This window comes from Methanoregula sp. (genome assembly GCF_023227875.1).
Classification (GTDB): domain Archaea; phylum Halobacteriota; class Methanomicrobia; order Methanomicrobiales; family Methanospirillaceae; genus Methanoregula.
Genome location: NZ_JALOCH010000015.1, coordinates 41,030 through 62,133, shown reverse-complemented (window position 1 = coordinate 62,133; position 21,104 = coordinate 41,030). Strand labels below are relative to the sequence as shown.

At 47.9% G+C, this 21,104-nt stretch carries 25 protein-coding genes; 3 read left to right on the top strand and 22 right to left on the bottom strand.

Annotated features, from left to right (window positions below; genetic code table 11):
- The 11 genes from M0R30_RS13245 to dinD form a co-directional block, all read right to left on the bottom strand.
- Window positions 1-753: hypothetical protein (locus tag M0R30_RS13245; RefSeq protein ID WP_292547689.1), on the bottom strand; the 753-nt coding region annotated here is incomplete at its 3' end.
- A 542-nt stretch (window positions 754-1,295) separates the two neighbouring features.
- On the bottom strand, window positions 1,296-2,030 hold the full coding sequence (locus M0R30_RS13240; RefSeq protein WP_292547687.1) for a hypothetical protein: 735 nt from the start codon (window positions 2,028-2,030) through the stop codon (window positions 1,296-1,298).
- A gap of 16 nt (window positions 2,031-2,046) precedes the next feature.
- Entirely contained in the window at window positions 2,047-3,261 is a 1,215-nt protein-coding gene (locus M0R30_RS13235; protein WP_292547685.1) for a C39 family peptidase, read from the bottom strand.
- A gap of 631 nt (window positions 3,262-3,892) precedes the next feature.
- Window positions 3,893-4,711: a KilA-N domain-containing protein gene (locus tag M0R30_RS13230; protein ID WP_292547683.1), complete on the bottom strand. Its 819-nt coding sequence runs from the start codon at window positions 4,709-4,711 to the stop codon at window positions 3,893-3,895.
- A 506-nt stretch (window positions 4,712-5,217) separates the two neighbouring features.
- On the bottom strand, window positions 5,218-5,421 hold the full coding sequence (locus M0R30_RS13225) for a hypothetical protein (RefSeq protein ID WP_292547681.1): 204 nt from the start codon (window positions 5,419-5,421) through the stop codon (window positions 5,218-5,220).
- The gene (locus M0R30_RS13220; RefSeq protein ID WP_292547679.1) at window positions 5,399-5,860 is read right to left on the bottom strand and encodes a hypothetical protein; all 462 of its coding nucleotides are present in this window, start codon (window positions 5,858-5,860) and stop codon (window positions 5,399-5,401) included. The genes M0R30_RS13225 and M0R30_RS13220 overlap by 23 nt, the downstream gene beginning before the upstream one ends.
- 464 nt (window positions 5,861-6,324) lie before the next feature.
- Window positions 6,325-6,822, bottom strand: coding sequence for a hypothetical protein (locus tag M0R30_RS13215; RefSeq protein WP_292547677.1), 498 nt, complete (start codon window positions 6,820-6,822; stop codon window positions 6,325-6,327).
- Window positions 6,823-7,324: 502 nt separating this feature from the next.
- A complete protein-coding gene (locus M0R30_RS13210; RefSeq protein ID WP_292547675.1) occupies window positions 7,325-7,645 on the bottom strand; it encodes a hypothetical protein in 321 nt (106 codons plus the stop codon).
- 58 nt (window positions 7,646-7,703) lie between these two features.
- Window positions 7,704-8,777 carry a hypothetical protein gene (locus M0R30_RS13205; RefSeq protein ID WP_292547673.1) on the bottom strand — a complete coding sequence of 358 codons (1,074 nt, stop codon included), beginning with the start codon at window positions 8,775-8,777 and terminating at the stop codon, window positions 7,704-7,706.
- Window positions 8,778-9,270: 493 nt separating this feature from the next.
- On the bottom strand, window positions 9,271-9,897 hold the full coding sequence (locus M0R30_RS13200) for a hypothetical protein (protein WP_292547671.1): 627 nt from the start codon (window positions 9,895-9,897) through the stop codon (window positions 9,271-9,273).
- Between the two features lie 138 nt (window positions 9,898-10,035).
- Window positions 10,036-10,917: a DNA damage-inducible protein D gene (gene dinD / locus M0R30_RS13195; protein ID WP_292547669.1), complete on the bottom strand. Its 882-nt coding sequence runs from the start codon at window positions 10,915-10,917 to the stop codon at window positions 10,036-10,038.
- A gap of 466 nt (window positions 10,918-11,383) precedes the next feature.
- Between dinD and M0R30_RS13190 the strand changes: the two genes are divergently transcribed.
- Together M0R30_RS13190 and M0R30_RS13185 are read left to right on the top strand one after the other, a co-directional pair.
- Complete coding sequence (locus tag M0R30_RS13190; RefSeq protein WP_292547667.1) at window positions 11,384-11,845, top strand: hypothetical protein; 462 nt, start codon at window positions 11,384-11,386, stop codon at window positions 11,843-11,845.
- A 45-nt stretch (window positions 11,846-11,890) separates the two neighbouring features.
- Window positions 11,891-12,055 (top strand): hypothetical protein, encoded by a 165-nt coding sequence (locus M0R30_RS13185; protein WP_292547665.1) that lies wholly within the window; start codon window positions 11,891-11,893, stop codon window positions 12,053-12,055.
- A 351-nt stretch (window positions 12,056-12,406) separates the two neighbouring features.
- Here M0R30_RS13185 and M0R30_RS13180 read toward each other — a convergent pair whose 3' ends face one another.
- The 6 genes from M0R30_RS13180 to M0R30_RS13155 all read right to left on the bottom strand — a co-directional run bounded on the left by M0R30_RS13180 (window position 12,407) and on the right by M0R30_RS13155 (window position 14,213).
- Window positions 12,407-12,649, bottom strand: a complete 243-nt coding sequence (locus tag M0R30_RS13180) for a type II toxin-antitoxin system MqsA family antitoxin (protein ID WP_292547663.1) — start codon at window positions 12,647-12,649, stop codon at window positions 12,407-12,409.
- A 14-nt stretch (window positions 12,650-12,663) separates the two neighbouring features.
- Window positions 12,664-12,909: a type II toxin-antitoxin system MqsA family antitoxin gene (locus M0R30_RS13175; RefSeq protein ID WP_292547661.1), complete on the bottom strand. Its 246-nt coding sequence runs from the start codon at window positions 12,907-12,909 to the stop codon at window positions 12,664-12,666.
- Complete coding sequence (locus M0R30_RS13170; protein WP_292547659.1) at window positions 12,906-13,127, bottom strand: type II toxin-antitoxin system HicA family toxin; 222 nt, start codon at window positions 13,125-13,127, stop codon at window positions 12,906-12,908. The genes M0R30_RS13175 and M0R30_RS13170 overlap by 4 nt, the downstream gene beginning before the upstream one ends.
- Window positions 13,124-13,342, bottom strand: coding sequence for a type II toxin-antitoxin system HicB family antitoxin (locus M0R30_RS13165; protein ID WP_292547657.1), 219 nt, complete (start codon window positions 13,340-13,342; stop codon window positions 13,124-13,126). Before M0R30_RS13165 ends, M0R30_RS13170 begins: the two co-directional genes overlap by 4 nt.
- Window positions 13,343-13,512: 170 nt before the next feature.
- A complete protein-coding gene (locus M0R30_RS13160) occupies window positions 13,513-13,854 on the bottom strand; it encodes a nucleotidyltransferase domain-containing protein (protein ID WP_292547655.1) in 342 nt (113 codons plus the stop codon).
- Window positions 13,824-14,213, bottom strand: coding sequence for a HEPN domain-containing protein (locus M0R30_RS13155; RefSeq protein ID WP_292547653.1), 390 nt, complete (start codon window positions 14,211-14,213; stop codon window positions 13,824-13,826). Before M0R30_RS13155 ends, M0R30_RS13160 begins: the two co-directional genes overlap by 31 nt.
- 495 nt (window positions 14,214-14,708) lie before the next feature.
- Between M0R30_RS13155 and M0R30_RS13150 the strand changes: the two genes are divergently transcribed.
- Window positions 14,709-14,912: a hypothetical protein gene (locus tag M0R30_RS13150; RefSeq protein WP_292547651.1), complete on the top strand. Its 204-nt coding sequence runs from the start codon at window positions 14,709-14,711 to the stop codon at window positions 14,910-14,912.
- A gap of 10 nt (window positions 14,913-14,922) precedes the next feature.
- On the opposite strand, the gene M0R30_RS13145 is transcribed toward M0R30_RS13150, so the two are convergent.
- From M0R30_RS13145 to M0R30_RS13125, 5 genes are all read right to left on the bottom strand, one after another.
- Window positions 14,923-15,471 (bottom strand): carboxypeptidase-like regulatory domain-containing protein, encoded by a 549-nt coding sequence (locus M0R30_RS13145; protein ID WP_292547649.1) that lies wholly within the window; start codon window positions 15,469-15,471, stop codon window positions 14,923-14,925.
- Window positions 15,472-15,487: 16 nt separating this feature from the next.
- Window positions 15,488-16,300, bottom strand: a complete 813-nt coding sequence (locus tag M0R30_RS13140) for a hypothetical protein (RefSeq protein WP_292547647.1) — start codon at window positions 16,298-16,300, stop codon at window positions 15,488-15,490.
- 31 nt (window positions 16,301-16,331) lie between these two features.
- Entirely contained in the window at window positions 16,332-17,732 is a 1,401-nt protein-coding gene (locus M0R30_RS13135) for a M12 family metallo-peptidase (protein ID WP_292547645.1), read from the bottom strand.
- An 870-nt stretch (window positions 17,733-18,602) separates the two neighbouring features.
- Window positions 18,603-19,907, bottom strand: coding sequence for a WD40 repeat domain-containing protein (locus M0R30_RS13130; RefSeq protein ID WP_292547643.1), 1,305 nt, complete (start codon window positions 19,905-19,907; stop codon window positions 18,603-18,605).
- Between the two features lie 434 nt (window positions 19,908-20,341).
- Window positions 20,342-21,100 carry a hypothetical protein gene (locus M0R30_RS13125; protein WP_292547641.1) on the bottom strand — a complete coding sequence of 253 codons (759 nt, stop codon included), beginning with the start codon at window positions 21,098-21,100 and terminating at the stop codon, window positions 20,342-20,344.
- Window positions 21,101-21,104 lie beyond the last annotated feature (4 nt).

The following is a 21,104-nucleotide window of genomic DNA, read 5'->3' as shown; positions in this document are numbered from 1 at the left end:
TGGCATCGTATCTTTAGGAACTTCAACATGGACAACATCCATCCGGATAAATTTACAGGGAACATTCGTTACGTTAAATGATCTTCCCCGTACAGAGATTTGGCTGTATATCTCATTGACAACGGTCTGGTTAACCGGTTCATTTGGACTCAACAGGACAACGATTGATCCATCGCTGTCCTTCACGTAACCGAGAACTCCACCGGGGAAATTATCGGAACCGGTTTCCTTTTCAGATGAATTGATGAAGGCGTCCAGGAGATCTGGATTTTTCAAAAAGACCGTTCGCTCCGGATTTTCCTCGTCACAACCGAATGAAGCGATAACCCAGTCTTCCGGTACATGGGGTAACTCAGGAGATGGAGATACAGAATGTGATGAGTTACTTATGGTCATTTCCTGATCCCCGTTTTGTTTCGTGCTCCCCTGTTCAGAAAGTGGTCCGGTTCGACCGGTAAAGAGATACCAGGGATTACCCTCCAACGCAATGATCTGCCTGAGATCGGCGGAACCCGCTGAAAGGTTGTTCTCCCCGATCAGGCCGAAGTATTCGATGAAACAGTCATCCCTGCTCGGCATGACCGCTTTTTTTATGACAAAAAAATACCCCGCTGTATCATTGCTCTCGAACGCTGTACCTTCCAGTGTGGATGGAGGGGCCTGCCTGCCTGCATAGTTCCAGGACTGTATCTCTCTGGAAAGATCGAGTGAGACGGGTGTGAGTTGTCCTTGGGTTTTCAGGTACCTGGACAACTGCCCTTCCGAATTGCCGCATTCACCTGAATTCTCGAAATACCAGATTGCAAAAACGCGGGTCTGGTTCGTCCCCGGTTTCCGGAACACGGCATAGCTCGCAGTCGCATAACCTGCAGTCTGAGTCAGTGGCGGAAATTGCGGGTAGTTTCCTGAGTTCCGCTGGCTGATACAGAGATCGGGTCCCGGGGTATTCGCACGATCCGGCGAGTCGCAACGATGTCCCACGTTCCAGATAATCCCGGTGGAAAAATCCTGGTGCTGCGGCAGTCCGGGACCGATTGGGTGGATGAGAATAATGTGAAAAACCAGAATATATCCTAAGAGCAGGATAAAAGGTATTGTACCCCATATGATCCATCGTTTCAGGTCTTCCGTTTCTTTCAAAATTTCAGCTCTCCAATCAATGTTGTATTCTTACGAAGGTCTCACATAGGTATCTCTTGCCCGGATACTTCCTGACAACTTGGATGGCCCTCTTCCTGCAAAGGTATTTTTCGATGCTCGTTCAGTCTGAACACATGAAGCAGGAAAAGAACACATCAGCGTTCTTCAATCGGACCTGCAGAACTTCCCTTCCCGTAAGTATATGTATTCCGGATCATTTCCCGGAGAAAATCCGTCTCTGGTGCAAGAAGTGCAGGTTCCGCCGTCCCATAATACACAATATAATGTTCAGTGTCTCCATCAGGAATCTGTTTGCGGGACGGGTCGGCAGGCGCAGAAATTGCGACCGTGAAAAACAGGCCCGATGTGTTCGGACCTTCGTACCCGGTGGTCGTGAGCCGGGAAGGCAACCAGTCATTCCCCACATCATTCCGGCTGGCATTACCGGAATGATCTCCCGGTTCCGGAATCCCGGAAAAGTCCAGTCCAAGTTCTGTAATCGTTCCAGAATGTCTCAGGAATTCATGGAGGGTTTTCTGCGATTCCTGGAATCTTCGGTCATCGCTGAAATACCATACGGCTATAACATATTTTCTGCCGGTGTCCCGCTGTGAATAATTTTCATAACGGCAGTAGGGCGAAATATCCGGGAACCCGGAGGCTGGACCATCCCTCCATCCGGTAAGAATGAGTTGTCCGCCCGGCGACCGGTTCGTTCCCTGCCCGGATGCCGGCCAGACAATATCTTTCTGGGGCAGGTACCAGCCGGCCCGGACTTCCGGAGGTGTCGGAGCTGTCCTGAAATTATTGAAGGTGACAGAAATGATGCCGGTACTCAGGAGTACCAACGCAATGAGAATCATGACCTTTACCCGGCTTGAAATCGTCATGGTTTTCCAAAAAAAATTAAGATGGTCGGGAATAATCCGCAACTGCGCCAATCCAGTCGTCGAATGCCAGGGATACTGCTGTCAGGGGTGTCCATGTATCCTGGATGACGACATAGTCACCGGACAAATAGGATTCGTACCCGATAACGGCGACAGTATGTTGTCCATAAGCCTGGGACCGGCCATATGCCGTGCCTCCCCCGATCATATTGAGAACAAAGGGTTTGTTCACATTGATTTCTGTGGTAACATCAGAGAATGTGACCCAACTGTCCTCAGTAAACGTAAGCTGGCTCCCGTATCCATGATTGGAACTGACAGTGTTCATACCATCATCCACGTTGTAGATATAGGTCCCGGTACTCGTTGATGTGCTCATCGCTGTACCGAGCTCAGTGATGAGAGTATATGAATTGTCGGGAATGCCTGGGTATCCGTGGGAATCCCAATAGGAAAGAACCATTCCTGCAGATGTCGGTGCACAATAATTATTCAGGGGCTGGCTGTAGAGGGGGACGCCGGGAATGGATTTTGATCCATATGTTGTGGCAGCAAGGGCGGCCGGCACTGCGACAGAGGCTGCATTACCGGTCAATGACTCCCACTTCTGGTTTGCGCTCTTTACTCTCGCTGCATCACGGGCGATCTGTTCATCAGTATTGACCGGGTATTTATTCTCCATTTCCACAAGGTCGATGACAGAATTATCAGAAAGATCGACATTCTTTATGCTAATGGTATTCCCCCGAGCATCGGTCACCGGGTACTGGGCAATATAAAATGTCCCGCCCAGGTAGAGGAGTTTCGGTGACCCGATGTTTTGTGTTTTTCCATCAATGGACGACAGGGCTGCCTGCCGGGACAAGGATAATTTCTCTGCGTCCGCGTCCGGAACTGTTCCGCGTGAGAATTCCAGGACCGGATAATTATCCCGCGTTGCAGATGTGAGAATATACCCGGAGTATTGTCCGTCTACATAAACGTTGAACAGGTAAGCCGCCTTCTGATCGTTCAGATTATAATATACCGTAGACGGCTGAATGGTTCCTGTTGTCCATTCCTTATACATTTCCGATGATTTCGCTACGGTTTGCATATGCATCTCCGCAACGTGTTGTGCAGTTACCTGATCAACACCGTTTTTATCGTCCACCGCGCTCACCATCGGTACCATCGCCATCGCTGCCAGCAGCAGTGCCAGCAGGACGACAACTGTTTTGTGTAGGTTCATTTTTCTTCAACTCCTCGCATTTTTCCATGCGCTTCGCTCGCTGGCATGGGAAAACCTTCATAGGATCGGAAGATAATGTTCTCATGCCTACGGGCGGGACCGGGTCCAACGAAGTTCGTCGCTTGGTGAACCCGTCCTCTTCTTTTGGGACAACCACCGGCCGTCCACAATGTGCGATTGAATATTCATCTATTAATAATTTCTAGTACATTTGTTTACACGTTCGAAAACGCAGAGGGTACCCGGTAAGAAAAGGAAAAAGAAATGAGCCGGGATTGGCCGGATGAGATTTTTCCCGGCGTAAGGGAAACCTGCGCGGGGAAACTCGTCACTTTTCATCTCATCATTCCGTTTTTATTCTTTGCAGGATCTCCGGCCGCCCCCACCGGCCAAGCGGACAGGGAAGGGCGAGGGGCATCGTGACAATGTCTCCCCCTCCTCACTACACTTGGCCTCGCTCGCCCCTCACCAAATCCCCGCTGGGCCAACTACCTGCAATCGCCCCGCCGCCAGAGTATACTCCAGGAGGAGGCGGCAGTCATCGCAATTACCCTGCAGCCAAATAAAAAGTCCGGCAGGGGGGTTTAGCCGGCACCCCCCCGAAAAAATCAGATATCGTGTGATGCGCTGCCTACTTCCCGCCGCTGATCATCCGGACTGTCGCATCATTCGTAAGCAGGGTTAACTGGTGAATCGCTATCATGTTGAGCCGGGCGAGGCGTTCGGCCTGGGGAAGGTTGTCGCTGATGAAATGAGCGTTGAGGTTCTCAAGATTTGAGAGACAGACCAGCTGGGAAATATCCGCGTAGTCCCGGATATTTCCTTTCTTATCCGGATTATTATCCCGCCACTCTTTTGCACTCGTGCCGAACAGAGCCATGTTGAGTACATCGGCTTCGGACGCATATACAGCATTGATCTGCGATCTGGTCAGCTCAGGAGGGACCAGGTTTTCCTGCACGGCATCGGTATGGATCCGGTAATTGATCTTCGCAAGGTTTCGCCGGATATCCCACCCAAGCGTCTGCCGCTCATTATCTTTGAGACGCTGGAATTCCTTGATAAGGTAAAGTTTGAATTCAACCGAAATCCATGATGCGAATTCAAATGCAATATCCTTGTGTGCATATGTCCCGCCATACCGGCCCGGTTTTGAGACAATCCCCCGGGCATGCGTCTTTTCGATCCACTGGCGGGGAGTGAGCGTAAAACTATTCAGTCCGGCCTGTTTTCTAAACCCGTCGAATTCGACGGGATTAAAATCCGGGTTGTTCAGTTGTTCCCATATGCCAAGAAATTCTATTGTGTTGCGGTTCCGTATCCAGCTGCGGATGAGATCGTCCGTGCTGTCAGGATTCTTGTAGCGTGCAATATCGGTGATACAGATGAAATCTTCATCATTCTGCACATACACCGCAACTTCCCTGTCAAGAACATGTATCTTTGTCATTCTCTTCCGCCCGTTTTGAAATCAGGATTGGATTTGCATACCCCTCAGAGTGCATTTTTTTATGTAACGTAAAAACCCCCGGTGCGGGGTGTGAAACTGTATGACCTGGAATAAAGTTTTTCGGCAGACCTTTCAGGAATCTTCGAATTGGGGTGCGTTCATTGCAATTCCTGTGTGGCCGAATAACTCTCTCGGCCACATCATCCGGATTTCACTGGGCCAACTGCCGGCAATCGCCCCGCCGCGTGAACTCCCCGGGAGCGGCGGCAGCCATCGCAAGATACCGATCTTTCCCGGATAATTCATCATTATGATTCTTCCCCTTCCCTGCTAACGCAAGGAGTCGCATGGCCGTCCCCGCCCTGGAAAAAGTGAGACTCGTGGAATGCCTGACTCATGACGAAAACAGGAACCGGTATTACAAGATAACCAAGACCGGGAAAAAGGGTGTTGAGATTATTGAGGGCATCAGAAAATTTTTTTTGAGAACCTGCATTTATCTGAAATCATAGTTCCTTCTTCTGCATTTCCTGAATCTCCTTACAGATCTCATCGAGATCATTGCTGAGCCATTGCCGGCGTTCTTTTGTATAATCGCCTTTTCCCGAATCGAACATCTGGATGAACCGGATCATATCGACGGGCCCGAGTCTTTCCCGGAGTGCATTCATGCCTTCATCATGGATCTCATGTAATGTCTTCGCTTTCATTTCCCGTCACCTCCTCGTACCATGCAGCGGGATTTACGATTCGTATAGACATCGTATCGTTGTGGTGGCTCATAATATTTTTCAATACATCATCTGTTGTAAGAAATACCGTCGCTTCCGACTTTTCAGCGCAGGCCACATGCAGGGCATCGACTGCTTTAATGCCCCAGTCCATGAAAATCTCTGCCCTTTCTCTGATGTTTCTGTCAACAAGGACATTCATTTTTGTTTTAGCTGCAAACGACGTAACATAATGTTTCTTCTGATGATCCGAAATTTTTGCTATCTCGTACGTAATTGCCGAACTCCAGATAAGCTCCCAGTCCTGTGAACACCGGTTCAGGATAGCGATGATTGCTTCGCTCTCGTACCGGATTCGAGAGACCAGTTGATCGTCAAATGGTCTGCACAGGCAACAGACATCCATGTAGATTTTCATTTTGGATTTCCTTGAACAATCTTTTATCTTCAATCCGGATTTTCAGACTTTTATATTATGGTTGTATGGTGTGAAAATGAGGCATATGAGTATCTGCGAATTATCAACCGCCCGAGATTCTGGCGGTCCCCTCGAAGCCTGATGGCTTCTGCGAATCAGACATTACTGCTACAATGTCTGATACTCACCAAATCCCCGCTGGGCAGATTCCCGGCACTCGCCCCGCCCCACTAACCCCCACGGGAGAGTGGCGGCAGCCATCGCAGAGAAAAGTTATCCAGGTTGTATTGGGGGGAGCGGTCGTTCCTCGGAGCGTGGCGGGAAGGAGGAGGATGATCTTCGACCCTGTTATCGGGTTCACCATAATGCATTAATTCTGGTATGGTGGGGGAATTTTAAACGGTGCAAATCATTAAGAGAGTTTTCTGCTGACAAAAACGTAATTATCTCCATAACAATTCCCCTCATGGCATCGTATCTTTAGAAACTTCAACATGGACAACATCCATCCGGATAAATTTACAGGGAACATTCGTTACGTTAAATGATCTTCCCCGTACAGAGATTTGGCTGTATATCTCATTGACAAGGGTCTGGTTAACCGGTTCATTTGGACTCAACAGGACAACGATTGATCCATCGCTGTCCTTCACGTAACCGAGAACTCCACCGGGGAAATTATCGGAACCGGTTTCCTTTTCAGATGCATTGATGAAGGCGTCCAGGAGATCTGGATTTTTCAAAAAGACCGTTCGCTCCGGGTTTTTCTCGTCACGACCGAATGAAGCGATAACCCAGTCTTCCGGTATATGGGGTAACTCAGGGAATGGAGATACAGAATGTGATGAGTTACTTATGGTCATTTCCTGATCCCCGTTTTGTTTCGTGCTCCCAGGAACAAGAATACAAAGACCAAGAATCACTCCCAGAATTATTATCCCGGTTATCACGTTCCAGTTCATTCGTTTTTCACCATTTAAAAATAGGGATTATCCGGTCAATGGAGTAATCCAGTTAAGATCACGCCTGACGCCCTGTACCGGGGAAAAAATCGAATACCCAGTATCGTTCGATTCTCCCATGTGAACCCCTACAACTACCGTTTCACCCGTGTTGACCATTTTTCAAACATGATGCTCAGAGAGGTATTTTTTCATATTACATGTGATCAAATTTTTGCTTAATTCCAGCAATAAGTTCTAATGTCTGTTGAAACAGTCCTTGACCAATTCTCGAAATAAAACAGGGCCTCCTGCTGCCCCTTCCCGGTGAGATCAGGCGCCGGGACCGGTTTTGTCATGGAGGCATTGGTGGGAGACACAATAAAAAAGCGCAAGAACAAGGATAATTATCAGTACGTCAGTTTTCCATTTCATGGGTATCACGAATTCCGCATATAATTACTCTGAAAAAAACGGTATAGCCAGCAACAATGGCTTTTGTCTCCCGTAATCTCCTTGAATTCTATGGAGCAACCACAGGGTTGCGGATGTATATCATGGATGTTGAATTTACAACATGTTTTTCCTGATCAACATATACAACCAGATACACATCTTTTGTTTCAAATTCAACTCCGGTGAAACATGATTTGTAGATGTTCCCATCACCCGGTGATTGTTCATAACAAAGCGGCCCCACATTTTTCAGGGTGTATCCATTTTTGAGGTAATCATGAACCTCACGATCATTCAGGGCAATATCTATTGCTTCGTCTCGCTGATTACCAGTAAGCGTATCCTTTCCCGTTATCATCTGATTATTTTCTGAGACCTGTTCCAGCAAGCATCCTGATACCATACAGAGTGCCAAGATAGAAAAAAAAGAGAGTGTGGATAGCAGTTTAGGGAATCCACATCTGCCAGTCATATGCATTTCCGGATACTACCCTGCTTTCAGAAATACTTGATCCTACGGAATTAAAGTTTGTCGGGACGTTTGTAGCCCACCTGTCATTCCCGCTGCTCTGATACAAGGTACTGTCCTTGAATTCGGTTATACTGGGATCTGAAGAGAACGGATTGGAACCATCAGCCCAAATTTCATTCGCCTGGTCAATGAAATTTTCTCTGAATGCAAGGTGACCCGACCGGACCCAGGCGCTATCGAGCCAGATGTGATACTTATACCCGGCGCTTTCCTGAGTACTGGTTACATAGATTTCATAATTACTTAATGTAGATGCACCTGCATTTCCATGAAAACTCCAACCGCCCTCATCGTTGTCGTAGGTGAAGTAACGTCTTTGGGGATCCGCAACAGAATCTGCCACACCGGCTTCTGTCCAGCATTCTGTTGATGGACTTGGTTTTCGTCCAACATGTGTTGTGACTACATGCTGGTTCGTTCCGGAGGAGCTGGTAACCATTTGTCCGGGTTTCATGTAGTCATTCACCCCAAAGTATGTTGTTCCAGAGGTAGTTTTCATCTGCCGGTACTCCTGACGTAGCGTTTTGATTCCAAGTGTTGACTTTTGAACATCACTTTCTCGGTTGAAGGGAGAATAATCCTTTCCACGAATTTGATTGATTACTTTTAGTTCTGCCTCTGTTGGTGCAGTACCTTTCCAACATGCTCCCGTTTTTGGATCCCAATTATATTCCTGACTTTTCAGTACCGTGGTGATCTGACTTTCAGAATATCCCCTGCCTTTCATCTTTTCAATGATTATTTCCGCAGGACTTTTGTAACTGTTCAGGAAAGTCTGGTTATTTTCACCAGCGGGAATGTTATCAACAGACTTAGCCGATTCAATAATCGCATTTATCGCGGGATCTTTCAGCAGTTCAACTGTTGAAACGGAAAGATTGTCCGTCAATTCAATTGTATCTTTTTGTTCCGCATTCACCATCGGTACCATCGCCATCCCCGCCAGCAGCAGTGCCAGCAGGATGACAACTGTTTTGTGTATGTTCATTTTTCTTCAACTCCTCGCATTTTTCCATGCGCTTCGCTCGCTGGCACAAGGAAAACCTTCATAGGATCAGAAGATAACATTCTCATGCCTACAGGCGGGACCGGGTCCAACGAAGTTCGTTGCTTGGTGGATCCATCCTCTTCTTTTCGTGGAACAACCACCGGCTGTCCACAATGTGCGATTTATTATGATGATATATATGATTTCTGTCCACATCAGCTACACGTTCGAAAATGCGAAAGGTACCCGGTGATAAAAGGTAAATAAAATGAACCAGGATTGGCCGGAAGAAATTTTTCCCGACATAGGAGAAACCTGCGCGGGGAAGTTTGTCACTTTTTATCTCATCTTTCCGTTTTTCATTTTTTACAGGGTTTCCGGCCGCCTTATCGGGGACTGCTTGGCAACGCCCCTCATTGAGCATGACTGCGGACAGCCCCACGCCAGCGCATCGTGACGATGGCCTCCCCCACCCCCTCGGGGGTCGCCCGGACTATTTCACAATCACGGTCAGGTTGAACCGGGGATTCCATTCATGCGGCGTGCCGCCCGGTGCGACGCCAAATATGCCGTCAATGAACGATGTTCCAGGGTTTATCGCCCGGTACCGGGCCCGGTAATGGCCGGACTGGTTCCAGTAATCACCGCCTCCGGAATAATATCCGTCATTCAGGAGCTCGATCGAGCAACCTGAGACCGGCATGTACCATTCCCATGCAACACTAGGGGCCCACCGGAGGGTCATCTCAACAATCTCTCCCTTCTCAAGCACGACAGTTCGGCCGGTCTCACTCTCGTTGAAAGAATAGCGGACCCCGGGCATCGGATCCCGGACCGCGATGGCACTGTCGACCGGTTCCGGGACATGGGGATCCATAGAACATCCGGTCTGGGGATCCTGTGTGAACCGGGGCGAGGATACAGCCGGGGTTTGTGAGGGGGACGGGGTTGCGGTGATGGTTGATAACGGCGGGTGCCCCGGGGGCAGTGTCGGTGTTTCAGCTGGCGTGCCGGTTAATGGCGAAGAGGTCGTGTCCGTAACACAACCCCCCGTAAGGATAATGATAACGAGCCCGATGAGAATCGTCAGATAATATACGGACAAGTTCCATTTTTTCATCAGGTAATGCACTCCTCGATTCCAGGAAAAGAATTCCCCGGTTTTTGAATAATTCGCTCAATAATAGTCATCTTTATAATAATTGAGCATAATGGTTGGCACCAAATATCCGTGGGGAAAAAAGGGAACATATCAGGATTATTTACCGGTCTTCGAGTCCCGACATTTATCAGAAGATGAAGTGGTTATTTTCCCTGCCCGTCCTGCAATCTTCTTCTCCTGAGATCGGACCCGTCGTTCCAGTTTCATAAGATCTTCTTCCGGCGGCAGGGCCTCGGGACGAATTCCCCTTTTCAACAGAAGGTCACGCACATCCTGGTTGTTCTGGACATGCTCGATGGTGATCGGATCCTCGCCCTTCATGTCTTCCTTGGTAACATTGAAGTTCGTGATCTCCGTTGCGAGATTCTTTGCCGTGATCGTAACCGTGGGAAGAAAATCTGCAAGCGGCCGGCTGTCCGGAACTTCCATGCGTGCTTTCATCACGTGAGTTGAATAGCCCCCGAAGAGAGCCACATCTCCTTTGCTCCGGATCCGGGCAAAACCCGATTCATCCACGCCACGTTCGTAAATATTCCGGGATAATTCCTTCTCGGAATCCTTCAGGTGTTTTCTTGCCTTCAGCCGTTCAGCAAGCCGGATGTGGTCTTCGATGATCTCCTGCTTGCGGGTCTGCACTGCAAAATAGCTCTGGGCAAAAGCGATCTCTTCCTTGCGTGGATCCCCGTTCTGGGCAATGAGGTAGCAGGCATAACGGGTGAGTTTAATATCTTCAATACTGCGCTCAGTGCCTGACCCGATAACTACCATTTTGCTGACGTCAGCAAAATGGTCTGAAATTTCGTGATCTGAATTCTTGCACGACTCTTTTGCTTTATCGATTACGTTCAGGAGGTTTCGCCATTGAGTATAACCGAGAAGTATCTGTAAATCCCGTGCAAACCAGAATTCAACGCCTTCCTGTACGTGAACATAATCCTCAAAATTTTTATGAAGGCGTTTGATGATGGCTGGTTTCATGTACCCGGTCCCTGAATGAAATATTATTCTCTGTCGATATATTTCAGAATACTGACAGATATATTCTACCGGCGCAGGGTGAAAATAATCCCGCCTGGATATTTCCCGGCCGCCTCATCGGGGCTTGTAAGGCAACGCCCCCCCTACATCACATGCGGACATGCCCGAGCGTGGGGCATCGTGATAATGGCACCCCCACACTGAACCCAGTCTGCCACCCATTCAACCAACAACATATTATTCAAATATATCTTTCCTTGGACAATCAAAATCACCGCATTCCCTTCGGCTCTCACAACCCCGGGAAAGCGGATCAATCTGTACAGACCAGGGGACTACAACCAACTCCCCACAACGGAGATGAAAGTATAAGTACAACCTTCCGTGAAAAAACCCGGCCGGCCGGGATATTTTCCCGCGAGCCGGAATCAAAGAATGCATCGTTGAACAACCCGCAGGTTCCGGGATGGACTCGCGGAATCTTTCGGGGCCGCTCCTCATGACCCACCGCAGCGCCCGTGCCCACCGAGCACTCAGGGACGCGATCCCGATCGCCAAAGCCCGGGGTCTCATCCAGCTGGCGATGGGCGGACCGGAACGGATCTACGATCTCTCCATCGTCTCGAAGATCCCGATCGTGTTTGCGACCATCATGTTCGCACCGAAAATTCTCGCACCGGTCCTTGAGCTTGCAGAGTATTATGGGAGCGATCTCACCCGGCTCCGGGTCATCGCCCGCGACGCTGCGGTTGTGATCGAGATCTGGATACGGTCCCGGCACGGCACGTGGAGATTTTTCCAGGTCACGCCGTCCACGATCGTGGAGATCGACCGCGATGGGAAACGGATCGAGTCCGGGAAGACGATTGAGTACCTTGCCGGGGTCGCAGAGAGGGAGCAGGGCGGGGGAGTTACCCCATCGGTGTAATGCCCCCTTTTTTACCCCTGCTTACGGGTCTGACAGGTCATCAGAATGTCGAAAGTCGTCAGACTTGAGACAGAAGAAGAACCTGAAAGGTTCTTCGACCTGGAAGAGGAGAAGATTCCAGACGGAATCTTCGACTGTAGGGACTCCGGGCCCGTAAAATGCCCGGTTGTACGCGTTTTGCCTCAACGCCCTTTTTTGATGAGGCAATAATTCCGGAAAACACGGTAATTCTTCCGTAATAAACCGGTATTCTACGACGGGAATGGGGGAGGTCATACGTAGCAATGCTACAATCGCAGTTGGCCGGGGCACCCCCTGTTTCTGTTCAGTAGCTGACCGGCCGGGGGGTGTTCCGGACTCCCCACCGTCGGAAGCCCATGCGGGCCCCCCCTCCCCCCAGAGGCAACGGTTCCTCATGCTGGACAACCGGACCGGAAATGGTGGGGGGCATTGCATCACCCATTCAGACCATGCACAAAGTTTTCCCGGCAGGGTCCGGCAAAAAATTTCACGTTGGGCCTGTCTGAATATCCCAGATCAACAAAGAAAAAAAGATCTCACTCAGCACGGCATGGCAGAGCCGTGAACATACCTTCGGACATCTACTTGGGCGCCACTTTTTGCCATGCGTTCTGCTATTGCGAGGATCTCGTGGGCCACATGCTCATCCACATAATCCTCCCCACAGTTGGTGCAGACCTGGGCGGGGACATCTTTCACGACAAGGGTCATGCCATTGCGATCAAAGGTGACCGTTGTCGTGCCCTCTTTTGTCTCGCCGTGTTTACAGATGACGCACTTCATCGTATTCACTAAAATTATCCCTTCAGTGACACTTCGCCGGCGGGAAGCGGACGCATGCATAGTTTTTTCGCTTGGGCGTCCCGCATGACACCATCGATTTTCCGGGAAGTTCCGGTCGTGTAATATGCCTCCCCGCACTGCTCGCAGACATATGCCGGAACATCCTTGATCACGATGACCTCACCGGCAGCATGTGCCATAAATTCCGTTGTTCCCTCGTGGAGTTTTCCTTTGCAGAATCTGCAATGATCCGGAATCATAACAACTCCATGAATTTTTCAACGGTCAGATCTGCATCCTTGATGATGATCCGTAATGTCCCTCTGGCAATTTCCGTATGGTTGGGAACGGTCAGTGGTCTTCGGAAGGGATGCCGGAGGTGAATGTGACTGCCTTTCTGGTCATTGATCGTATATCCCAGTTTGGCAAGTGCTTTCACCACATCCTTTCCGGAAAGGAGCGGGAGTTTGTCCATCATATGTCGACAGCGACGAACGTTTCTTTGGTACCGGGGCGATTGTAGAGCGGGATACCGTCGCGTGCAAGAGTGGACAGATGAAGCTCAATGGCTTCTGCAATATTTTTCTTCGCCTCCTCCTCGGTCTTACCTTGGGAGACGCAACCCGGAAGTGCCGGCACAGTGACGATGAACCAGCCATCTTCATCTTGTGAAAGAGAAATTTTAAAATCCATATCTGCTCCCTGATCTGTATACTGATATTATATTCCGGTATTTAAGAGGGTTTATGGTTCTATTCTCCTTTCGGAACCATTATCGTTTTGTTGATATCAACAAAATGATCGAAAGCCGGATATTTGTAGATCGTGTGGACCTGGCTGTTATCCAGTTTTTTCATTTTTTCTTATGCTGCCGGAACCATGGGGACCATGATTCCTTTCCTGAGTGTTCCTGCAATCAGTGAGGTTGAGTCATGATATTCTTCGGAAGTGAGCGTGATTACATCAAGGGGGACTCTGAATTTCTTTACGGTACGCATCTCCGCATCTTTTGTCAGCAGCGCCCGTTCAAAAATATCCCGGTCTGTAAAATCATCGGAGATGATTGCAATATCGATGTCGCTTCCGGGCGTTGCAGTGCCCGTGCCTGATGAGCCGAACAGAATGAGGTTGTTGACACGGATTCCCTTTTTCCGGACCTGTTCACTGAAATAATTCACTGCTTCGAGGACTTTTGCATCAACCATGTAAGGACCTCCTTTGTTTCGGCTATGATTTTTTGTGTCTTCACTTGGGAATATTGTTCGAGGACATCATCAAGGTTGTGGGGGTAGCGCCCGGTCACTCCGATCCGGTTGATGACAAACTGTGAGTCCAGATAATTTTGCGGCAGTTCCAGTTCAAGGAGTTCGACCAGATAGACAAGACTGTGGGTTTTTTCCGGGTTGTCGTTGAATTTTTCCACATATAATGCCTTAAGCGCTTTCTCAAGTGCCAGGTGACAGAAAAATATCGATGGGGGATACCGCCCGGCAGTGACAAGGGATTCGGCAGTACCCAGATCATACTGCGCCTGTCGGAACCATTCGCCGGAGTCACTGGTCATGTATGGAAAACCTCTCCCTGATCACTATCTTTGCGTATAGTGTCAGATGAATATATTGGTTTATTAACAATCCCTTCAGCAATCTCTTTTTTACGAGTATCCCCATTCCCGCTGCGCGTGGAGTCGCTCGGCCACCTCCCCAAATTTCCGCTGGACACATTCTCGATAATCCCCCCGCCGCGAATCCCCCGGGAGGAGGAGGCAGCCATCGCAACCAAGAACCATGACAGACCCCCCGTCCCTTTTCAATATGAGTATTCCCCTCCCGGAAAAATAATCGGAGGGGGGTATGCCGGACACCCCCCACTCCTTCACCGTAGGCAACGGCACACATGCAGGACAAGCGGACAGGGACGGGCGCAGCGAAAAACCCGAAGGCGTTTTGCACGAAGGGCATCTCAACGAAATAAAAAAAACAGCGATCAATCATTAATGCAAAAGAAACTTTGTTCATTGAATGTAAGTTTTAATATTACCTGACCGATAGGTAAATTCATGAAAGATTTTTCTGAGCGGGAATTAAGAGATGGGTGTCCGAATATGGAGCCGAGAGATACGGTTGCATTCTGTCTTGAATGTCTTTTCAAAGATAAAAAGCACAATATCACCGATCGTGTTACAGATCGACTTACCTATGAAGAGTTGATCGGAGCGTTGTTGCAAGCGGAAGATATAATCCGGAATGTTGGAGAAGAATAAAATCAGGTGATTATTGTGTCCGCTCTTTCCGGGAAATAATCAGAAGAGTTCCGAGTATTGCAACAAGGCACAGGACAGTCGTAAATCCGGAAGCGGGTTTTGTTGTTGGTTCCAGTATGAAATCAACGGTATTGACATTTTGTTTAAAGGTCATCTCTTTTGTAACATTTGTATACCCCTTTTTTTCCACACTGATCTTCTGGTTGAACCCGTGTGCGTTGTTGATACGATACGAGCCATCGGCTTCTGACTGCATGGTAACCGATTTTGTATCATAGGCCCGGTAAAATTCCGTTCGGACTGTCGCCCCCTCCACGGGATATCCATCCGGTGTTGTTATCTTCCCGGATATGGTTATCCTGGGTGGCAGGTCTGGCATGAACTCTTCGTTTGTAGTGGAAGCTCTTACTACGATAGTTTGGTTTCCTATGGGATCGATCGTTATAACCGGTGATGTAATTGATGTTTCAGTTACATTTTCAGCATAGACAACAGAGACAATTGTTATTGCTATAAGTGATGTAGCAATAAACGCGAGAAACATTATATTCGGTTTCATTCCAGCATCTCAACAATCATCCGGATTTCTTCAAACGCAATCCGGCAGCAACAATTCCCACCGCAAGGAGAACAATACCCGGTGATAACGGGGTTTCCGTTACCGGAGTTTTGTCTGGTTTGTTACCCGCCAGCTTATCTCGCTTAATCCGTTCGTTTATGACCAATTTAATCTCTTCCGGAGATAAATCGTTAACATTTTTTGATTCGCCAGATGGCAGCACGATAAATTGATCATTATCCATGCGTGCTCCTGTTGGCTTTTCATCAGCTGTTGAATAAACATAGTACAACGGCGTTCCGGACAGGGGGTCGACTATCGATTTTATATAAAAAAGCGGTCCATTTCTTTCAGATATCTGTCCTGTCAGGGAATTTTTGTAAAATAACAACCTCAGGTTATATTCTTTATTTCCCAGTTCAGGAATTTTCTCAAGATTCCCGCAATACCTGAGTATCCCGTCTTCAGGATCAGGATCCAGCGGGTTTTTATCCACCCACAACTGATTTGGAACCCCTTTGATCCTGACCGGAATTTTGTTGCCTGCAAGAATCTGCTGATGTAATGATCTCACACTGCTCTCATTGATTTCAATGACGTCAAATCTGGTTATTGTTGAAGGGATATCGAAAAATGCCGAATTGTTGTTTCCGGTTGAAATTACCTTTGACAGATCCTCAAAATAAAACAGGGCCACCTGCTGACCCTCCCCGATGGGATCAGGTGCCGGCACAGGCTTTGTCATGGATGCATTGATGGGGGACACGATAAAAATCGCAAGAACAAGGATAATTATCAGGACATTTGTTTTCCATTTCATGGGTATCACGAATTCTGCATACAATTACTTTGAAAAAAAATTAGGTATAGCCAGCAATACTGGCTTTTGTCTCCCGTAATCTCCTTGAATTATCACAGGTTGCATTTCCACGAGTTATACCCCCAACGGGATCATCCGATGAGAAATATGTCGGATCCGTCGTTACAGAGGAATACATCAGGGTATGATATGTAGTACCACTGATATCATAGGTTGTCGCACGATTGTATGGTTCCTGCGGAATTGGGGAGGAGGGAACTTCATGATCTGCATCTAACATATGGCCCACTTCATGCGTGAAAACATTGGCCCGCTCCTGGGGATTTGCACCATACCCTCCTCCGGCTGAGCTCTCATACATCATTACACCATGCCTGTTAAATCCATAACCATTATCAAATATATTACTGCTTCCAATATAGTTTGTGAACTGGTTGCCACTCAGGTACATGGCAATGTCGGTGTCTTGATCATCGAGATAGGAATAATTTACGTACTGTGTAAATACTTCGAGTGGTGTTGTAGCATTGAAATTATTACTTAAATCAAACCTTCGAGACGCATCATACGTCGGGACCAGCCGGATCTTGATATCAGAATAACTCATGGCGGTATTCGCATCGCTGACAACCGATTGTGCTCTCTTCACCCAGTTGGAATACCTGTTATACATCTGGTTATCGCAGACAACGAGGATACTAATATCATACCAGTCCAATTCCCCTGTGATCGTGGCAGGACTTTTTTGCCTCTTTGGGGAATCTGCAATAAATTGCCTGAGTTCTTCATCAGATAATCCGGTAATGGGTTTTGATTCACCTGACGGTAATATGACATACCGGTCTTCTCCCATGGGACTTATGGTTTGTTCAACATCTCCTGAATAATATGTATATTGTATCGAGCCGGGTAATGCGGAACTCCGGTCCCCCTCAATCTCGTCAATATACCAATAGGTGAACGGATCCAGAGAGATCTTGCCGATTACCCCGGTATCATCCATAGTGAGATGGATTTCACTGTCGGCTATCGTGTTTCCATCGTTGATGCTCTCAAGATTTCCCGTGAATGTATAAACCCCGGTTTCAGCACTTGGATAAATTGTATCTTCATGGAGATTCATGACATAGGGAATCCCTTTCAAATGAATCGGGATTTTTTGCCCTGATTGCAATTGTTTTTTTAGGGTGCTTACATCGATAGTGATAATCTCATATTTTTTTATCGATGGCGAAATTGATTTAAGGTCTGTGCCTCCGAGACTGGTCTGCGCGTCTTTTTGTGAGAGCCCGTCAAACTGTACATCTGGACTACCCCGGTTGAGTGATGTATCCACATTCAACGCATCTGAATTGTTTTCAAACGCGCTCACCATCGGTACCATCGCCATCCCCGCCAGCAGAAGTGCCAGCAGGATGACAACTGTTTTGTGTATGTTCATTTTTCTTCAACTCCTCGCATTTTTCCATGCGCTTCGCTCGCTGGCATGGGAAAACCTTCATAGGATCAGAAGATAATGTTCTCATGCCTACGGGCGGGACCGGGTCCAACGAAGTTCGTTGCTTGGTGGACCCGTCCTCTTCTTTTCGGGACAACCTCCGGTTGTCCACAATGGGCGATTTATTATGACGATATATATATAATTTCTCTCCCAATCGTCTACACGTTCGAAAGTACGAAAGGTACCCGGTGACAAAAGGTAAATAAAATGAACCGGGATTGGCCGGAAGAGATTTTTTCCGGCGTAAGTGAAAACCTGCGCGGGTTGAGTGGCTGTAAATTAGGTAATTCCAGAGCCCCTCAAGCCCGGCCATAAATTCATGGAAAATCTCGCACGATTCCGGGAAGGAGTGGATACGTGCAGTCCCCCTTGACCATCAGCGGCGATTTTCCTCCTCCATTGGGGCTGACGCAGGAGGTTGAGAAGAACCCCCCCTTCTTTGAAGTTGGGATGTACGCAATATTGCACGCGTAATCTGTCACGATCTTTTGGGGTCGTTCCGACGGAGCGGCCCGCCCGGCAGCCTACCCGGATTTGGTAAGGGGGGGTCGGTTTGAGCCGGAGGGGGGGTGGGGTCGGCCGGTGATCCCCCCCGTGGGGGTGGGGGGGTTGACGGGTTCTGGTGCATTGTCGTGACGAGATAAATATTAGACCAGTAGTGATCATGACGATCTCATTTCCTTCAAGTATTGTTAACGCACCAGAATCCATCGATCCATAATCATCTCAAAAAAGTGTGTTTTTGTATGTTGCAACATTTTAAAGGTACGGTACGACAATCATCGGGGAAAGAAATGAGCTGCAGTATCCTCATTTCCTCAAATATCTAATCGCTCCTGTTGCTCCAAGTGCCGATGCAAAAATGGTGATAATTAACGGCACAGCTGCTGGCTTTGCTGTCGGTAGCGACCCGGGAGACCCACTGGAAAAAATTGATGAGGTTCTTCCTTGCGATGGTTTGATAATTGATAAATTCCCCTGGGAATTGAAGAGATAGAGCCGATCGGAAATCGCGGCAATATATGCTCCATCATCCGATACAGCAACGGGAATTATCGTTTCATTGGTCGTATATCGCCACAGGAGCGTTCCCGTCCTGTTGAGAACGATCAGATCTGTACCTGTTCCCGCACCGATGATATCCCCATTTCCTGAAAGTGAAACACTATAGACCGGTTCAGTGGTCTTGTAATCCCAGAGTTTTTCACCACGATTGTCAAGCATCTGAACATGGTCGTTCGTACCTGCGAGAACATACCTGCCGTTTGTGGCCAGTGCCATTACTGTTCCAATATCTGCAAACGAATGCTCCCAAAGAATTTTTCCCCCGGTATTTAATGAAAAGGTATTCTGTGCCGGATAACCTGATATCATCAGGTTTTGTTCATCCGGGGAAATTCCAAGAATGTTTTCTCCTCGGAACTGTTTCTTCCAGAGCAATACTCCGTCGTTTGTAAAAAAGAACACATCATTTGTGTATTGCCCCCCAACGTTGATTCCACTTGCAAGAATATGCTCTCCATCAGCAGATATTTCAATCCTGGATATCGGGCTGTCCGTCGGAGAATTCCAGCGAAGTGTTCCGTCCCGGTTAAGGCAGGAAAGTGATCGTGTTTCATATCCAACGAAAATATCGCGACCATTTTTTGAAATGGCAATAGACTGCGGGGGCTCACGTGTGGAGTAATTCCATAACATATGACCCCCGGTATCGAATAAAATAATCTGGTTGGATGGAGTTTCTGTTACTATCCCCCGACAACATCCCGGGAGCATTACGGAAATACCGATGAGTGAATTATCCGATGAGATTGCAATTCCGGATATTACAGGGTTTTTCCAGTCTTCTGTGGTTTTTTCCGGGGTATATTTCCAGAGCAGGGTTCCATTTTGCAGAACTGTGAATATCTCCGATCCATCAGGATTGCTGGCAACGAGATACTGGTTGTCCGGAGATAGTTTAGCGATTCCATTAAAACCCTGATGAGAATCTATCTCCGGAAATGACATGTTCCAGATCGGATCTGCTGCCTGGACGGGACTTGTAAGGGAAAAAATAATTACGAAAGCCAGGACGGGTAATATTCCTGAACTCGTTCTTTGTTGCGGTGTCATGTCATCCTTCTGTCAATAATCAAATAGTTGTGCATCACCAAAAAAAGGGTTTTAATTCCTGACAAGGATCGATCCGATATAGGTATTTCGTGACTGGTCAAAATCCTCATAATAGACAAATCCATAGTTGGCTGGCCAAGGATCAAACATCCGTAAATACTTAACATTTACATCGCCGGTATATTGTTGCCATCCCCCGATTGCCCGGGTGTGGGTCATTGTACTGATTGCAACGGGCCTTTGAGCATTTATCTCAGTTTTTACCGTATTAAATAATGTAGTTGGTCCCCCCGTTACGGTCGTTGATCCGGACTTACCTAATCCACCATAGGATTGAGATCTTTCTTAGATCTTTTGGTCGGGTTCTGGTTCTGTTCTCCTCATTCACCGCATTTCTACAGGTCAGGAAAAAAAGAGAGAATTTTCACAATGTGCTACGATCTTCGTGCATCAACCAGGTAAGGATATGGCTGCCCTCCATTTTTAGACCCATAAAAAATCCAAACCGGCGAATACATTTCCTGATCATGCTCCCGGTCTTCAGCGTAATATCCAAGTTTCACTTCAGATATTGTAATGCCTTTAAGGGACGACTGGGGAACGACCAGAAGATCCCGCTTCTCCAGCTTATCAAATGCCTCAGTTGCGGAAATTATCGGAACATCACCGCCATACTCAACATGGCGCCATGCCTTTTCTATCTGGAGCATGTCCCCGTTTTCACCCAGGCAGATATTAATCTCTGCTCCCGGGCCGATTACAGGTGAACCATTGATTACCTGATTATAAATTACCTGGGTAAATTGTGGGTACCGTTCTTCAACTGACTCTGTATCAGTGTTGTATTGTTCAAGGAATACCTGATCAGCCTTGACAAGAACTGCATCTTCAGGCAGACCTCCATACGACTCAAGAGTTTTTTCTGCAAGGGCGGGGGCTTCTTCCGTGGTCGGAATGATCTTTTTTGTTGTCATCAGTTTTTCAGAACCTTCAAATATCGATTCCTTTTTCATTACGTGATACGATGGAGCTTCTGATCCTGATTCCGGAAGCGCTCGTTCCAGAACGAACCCGCTAGCCGATCCCTGAGGTGCTGATGTGGCGGGGTTTTTCACCAAAGGCATAACGATTATCACGGAACAGATGATGGCACAGATGAGAACAATTCCGGTAAGTTTCCATTTTGTTTCCATTTCA

Bases quoted from the DNA above. Each gene is read 5' to 3' on its own strand.
- M0R30_RS13200 (WP_292547671.1), bottom strand. From the start codon at position 9,897: ATGAAAAAATGGAACTTGTCCGTATATTATCTGACGATTCTCATCGGG.
- M0R30_RS13155 (WP_292547653.1), bottom strand. From the start codon at position 14,213: ATGACCAGTGACTCCGGCGAATGGTTCCGACAGGCGCAGTATGATCTG.
- M0R30_RS13180 (WP_292547663.1), bottom strand. From the start codon at position 12,649: ATGAAGTGCGTCATCTGTAAACACGGCGAGACAAAAGAGGGCACGACA.
- M0R30_RS13150 (WP_292547651.1), top strand. From the start codon at position 14,709: ATGAAAGATTTTTCTGAGCGGGAATTAAGAGATGGGTGTCCGAATATG.
- M0R30_RS13170 (WP_292547659.1), bottom strand. From the start codon at position 13,127: ATGATGGACAAACTCCCGCTCCTTTCCGGAAAGGATGTGGTGAAAGCA.
- M0R30_RS13130 (WP_292547643.1), bottom strand. From the start codon at position 19,907: ATGACACCGCAACAAAGAACGAGTTCAGGAATATTACCCGTCCTGGCT.
- M0R30_RS13185 (WP_292547665.1), top strand. From the start codon at position 11,891: ATGTCGAAAGTCGTCAGACTTGAGACAGAAGAAGAACCTGAAAGGTTC.
- M0R30_RS13175 (WP_292547661.1), bottom strand. From the start codon at position 12,909: ATGATTCCGGATCATTGCAGATTCTGCAAAGGAAAACTCCACGAGGGA.
- M0R30_RS13225 (WP_292547681.1), bottom strand. From the start codon at position 5,421: ATGAAAGCGAAGACATTACATGAGATCCATGATGAAGGCATGAATGCA.
- M0R30_RS13220 (WP_292547679.1), bottom strand. From the start codon at position 5,860: ATGAAAATCTACATGGATGTCTGTTGCCTGTGCAGACCATTTGACGAT.
- M0R30_RS13235 (WP_292547685.1), bottom strand. From the start codon at position 3,261: ATGAACCTACACAAAACAGTTGTCGTCCTGCTGGCACTGCTGCTGGCA.
- M0R30_RS13165 (WP_292547657.1), bottom strand. From the start codon at position 13,342: ATGGATTTTAAAATTTCTCTTTCACAAGATGAAGATGGCTGGTTCATC.
- dinD (WP_292547669.1), bottom strand. From the start codon at position 10,917: ATGAAACCAGCCATCATCAAACGCCTTCATAAAAATTTTGAGGATTAT.
- M0R30_RS13230 (WP_292547683.1), bottom strand. From the start codon at position 4,711: ATGACAAAGATACATGTTCTTGACAGGGAAGTTGCGGTGTATGTGCAG.
- M0R30_RS13125 (WP_292547641.1), bottom strand. From the start codon at position 21,100: ATGGAAACAAAATGGAAACTTACCGGAATTGTTCTCATCTGTGCCATC.
- M0R30_RS13135 (WP_292547645.1), bottom strand. From the start codon at position 17,732: ATGAACATACACAAAACAGTTGTCATCCTGCTGGCACTTCTGCTGGCG.
- M0R30_RS13205 (WP_292547673.1), bottom strand. From the start codon at position 8,777: ATGAACATACACAAAACAGTTGTCATCCTGCTGGCACTGCTGCTGGCG.
- M0R30_RS13145 (WP_292547649.1), bottom strand. From the start codon at position 15,471: ATGAAACCGAATATAATGTTTCTCGCGTTTATTGCTACATCACTTATA.
- M0R30_RS13215 (WP_292547677.1), bottom strand. From the start codon at position 6,822: ATGAACTGGAACGTGATAACCGGGATAATAATTCTGGGAGTGATTCTT.
- M0R30_RS13240 (WP_292547687.1), bottom strand. From the start codon at position 2,030: ATGACGATTTCAAGCCGGGTAAAGGTCATGATTCTCATTGCGTTGGTA.
- M0R30_RS13160 (WP_292547655.1), bottom strand. From the start codon at position 13,854: ATGGTTGATGCAAAAGTCCTCGAAGCAGTGAATTATTTCAGTGAACAG.
- M0R30_RS13190 (WP_292547667.1), top strand. From the start codon at position 11,384: ATGGACTCGCGGAATCTTTCGGGGCCGCTCCTCATGACCCACCGCAGC.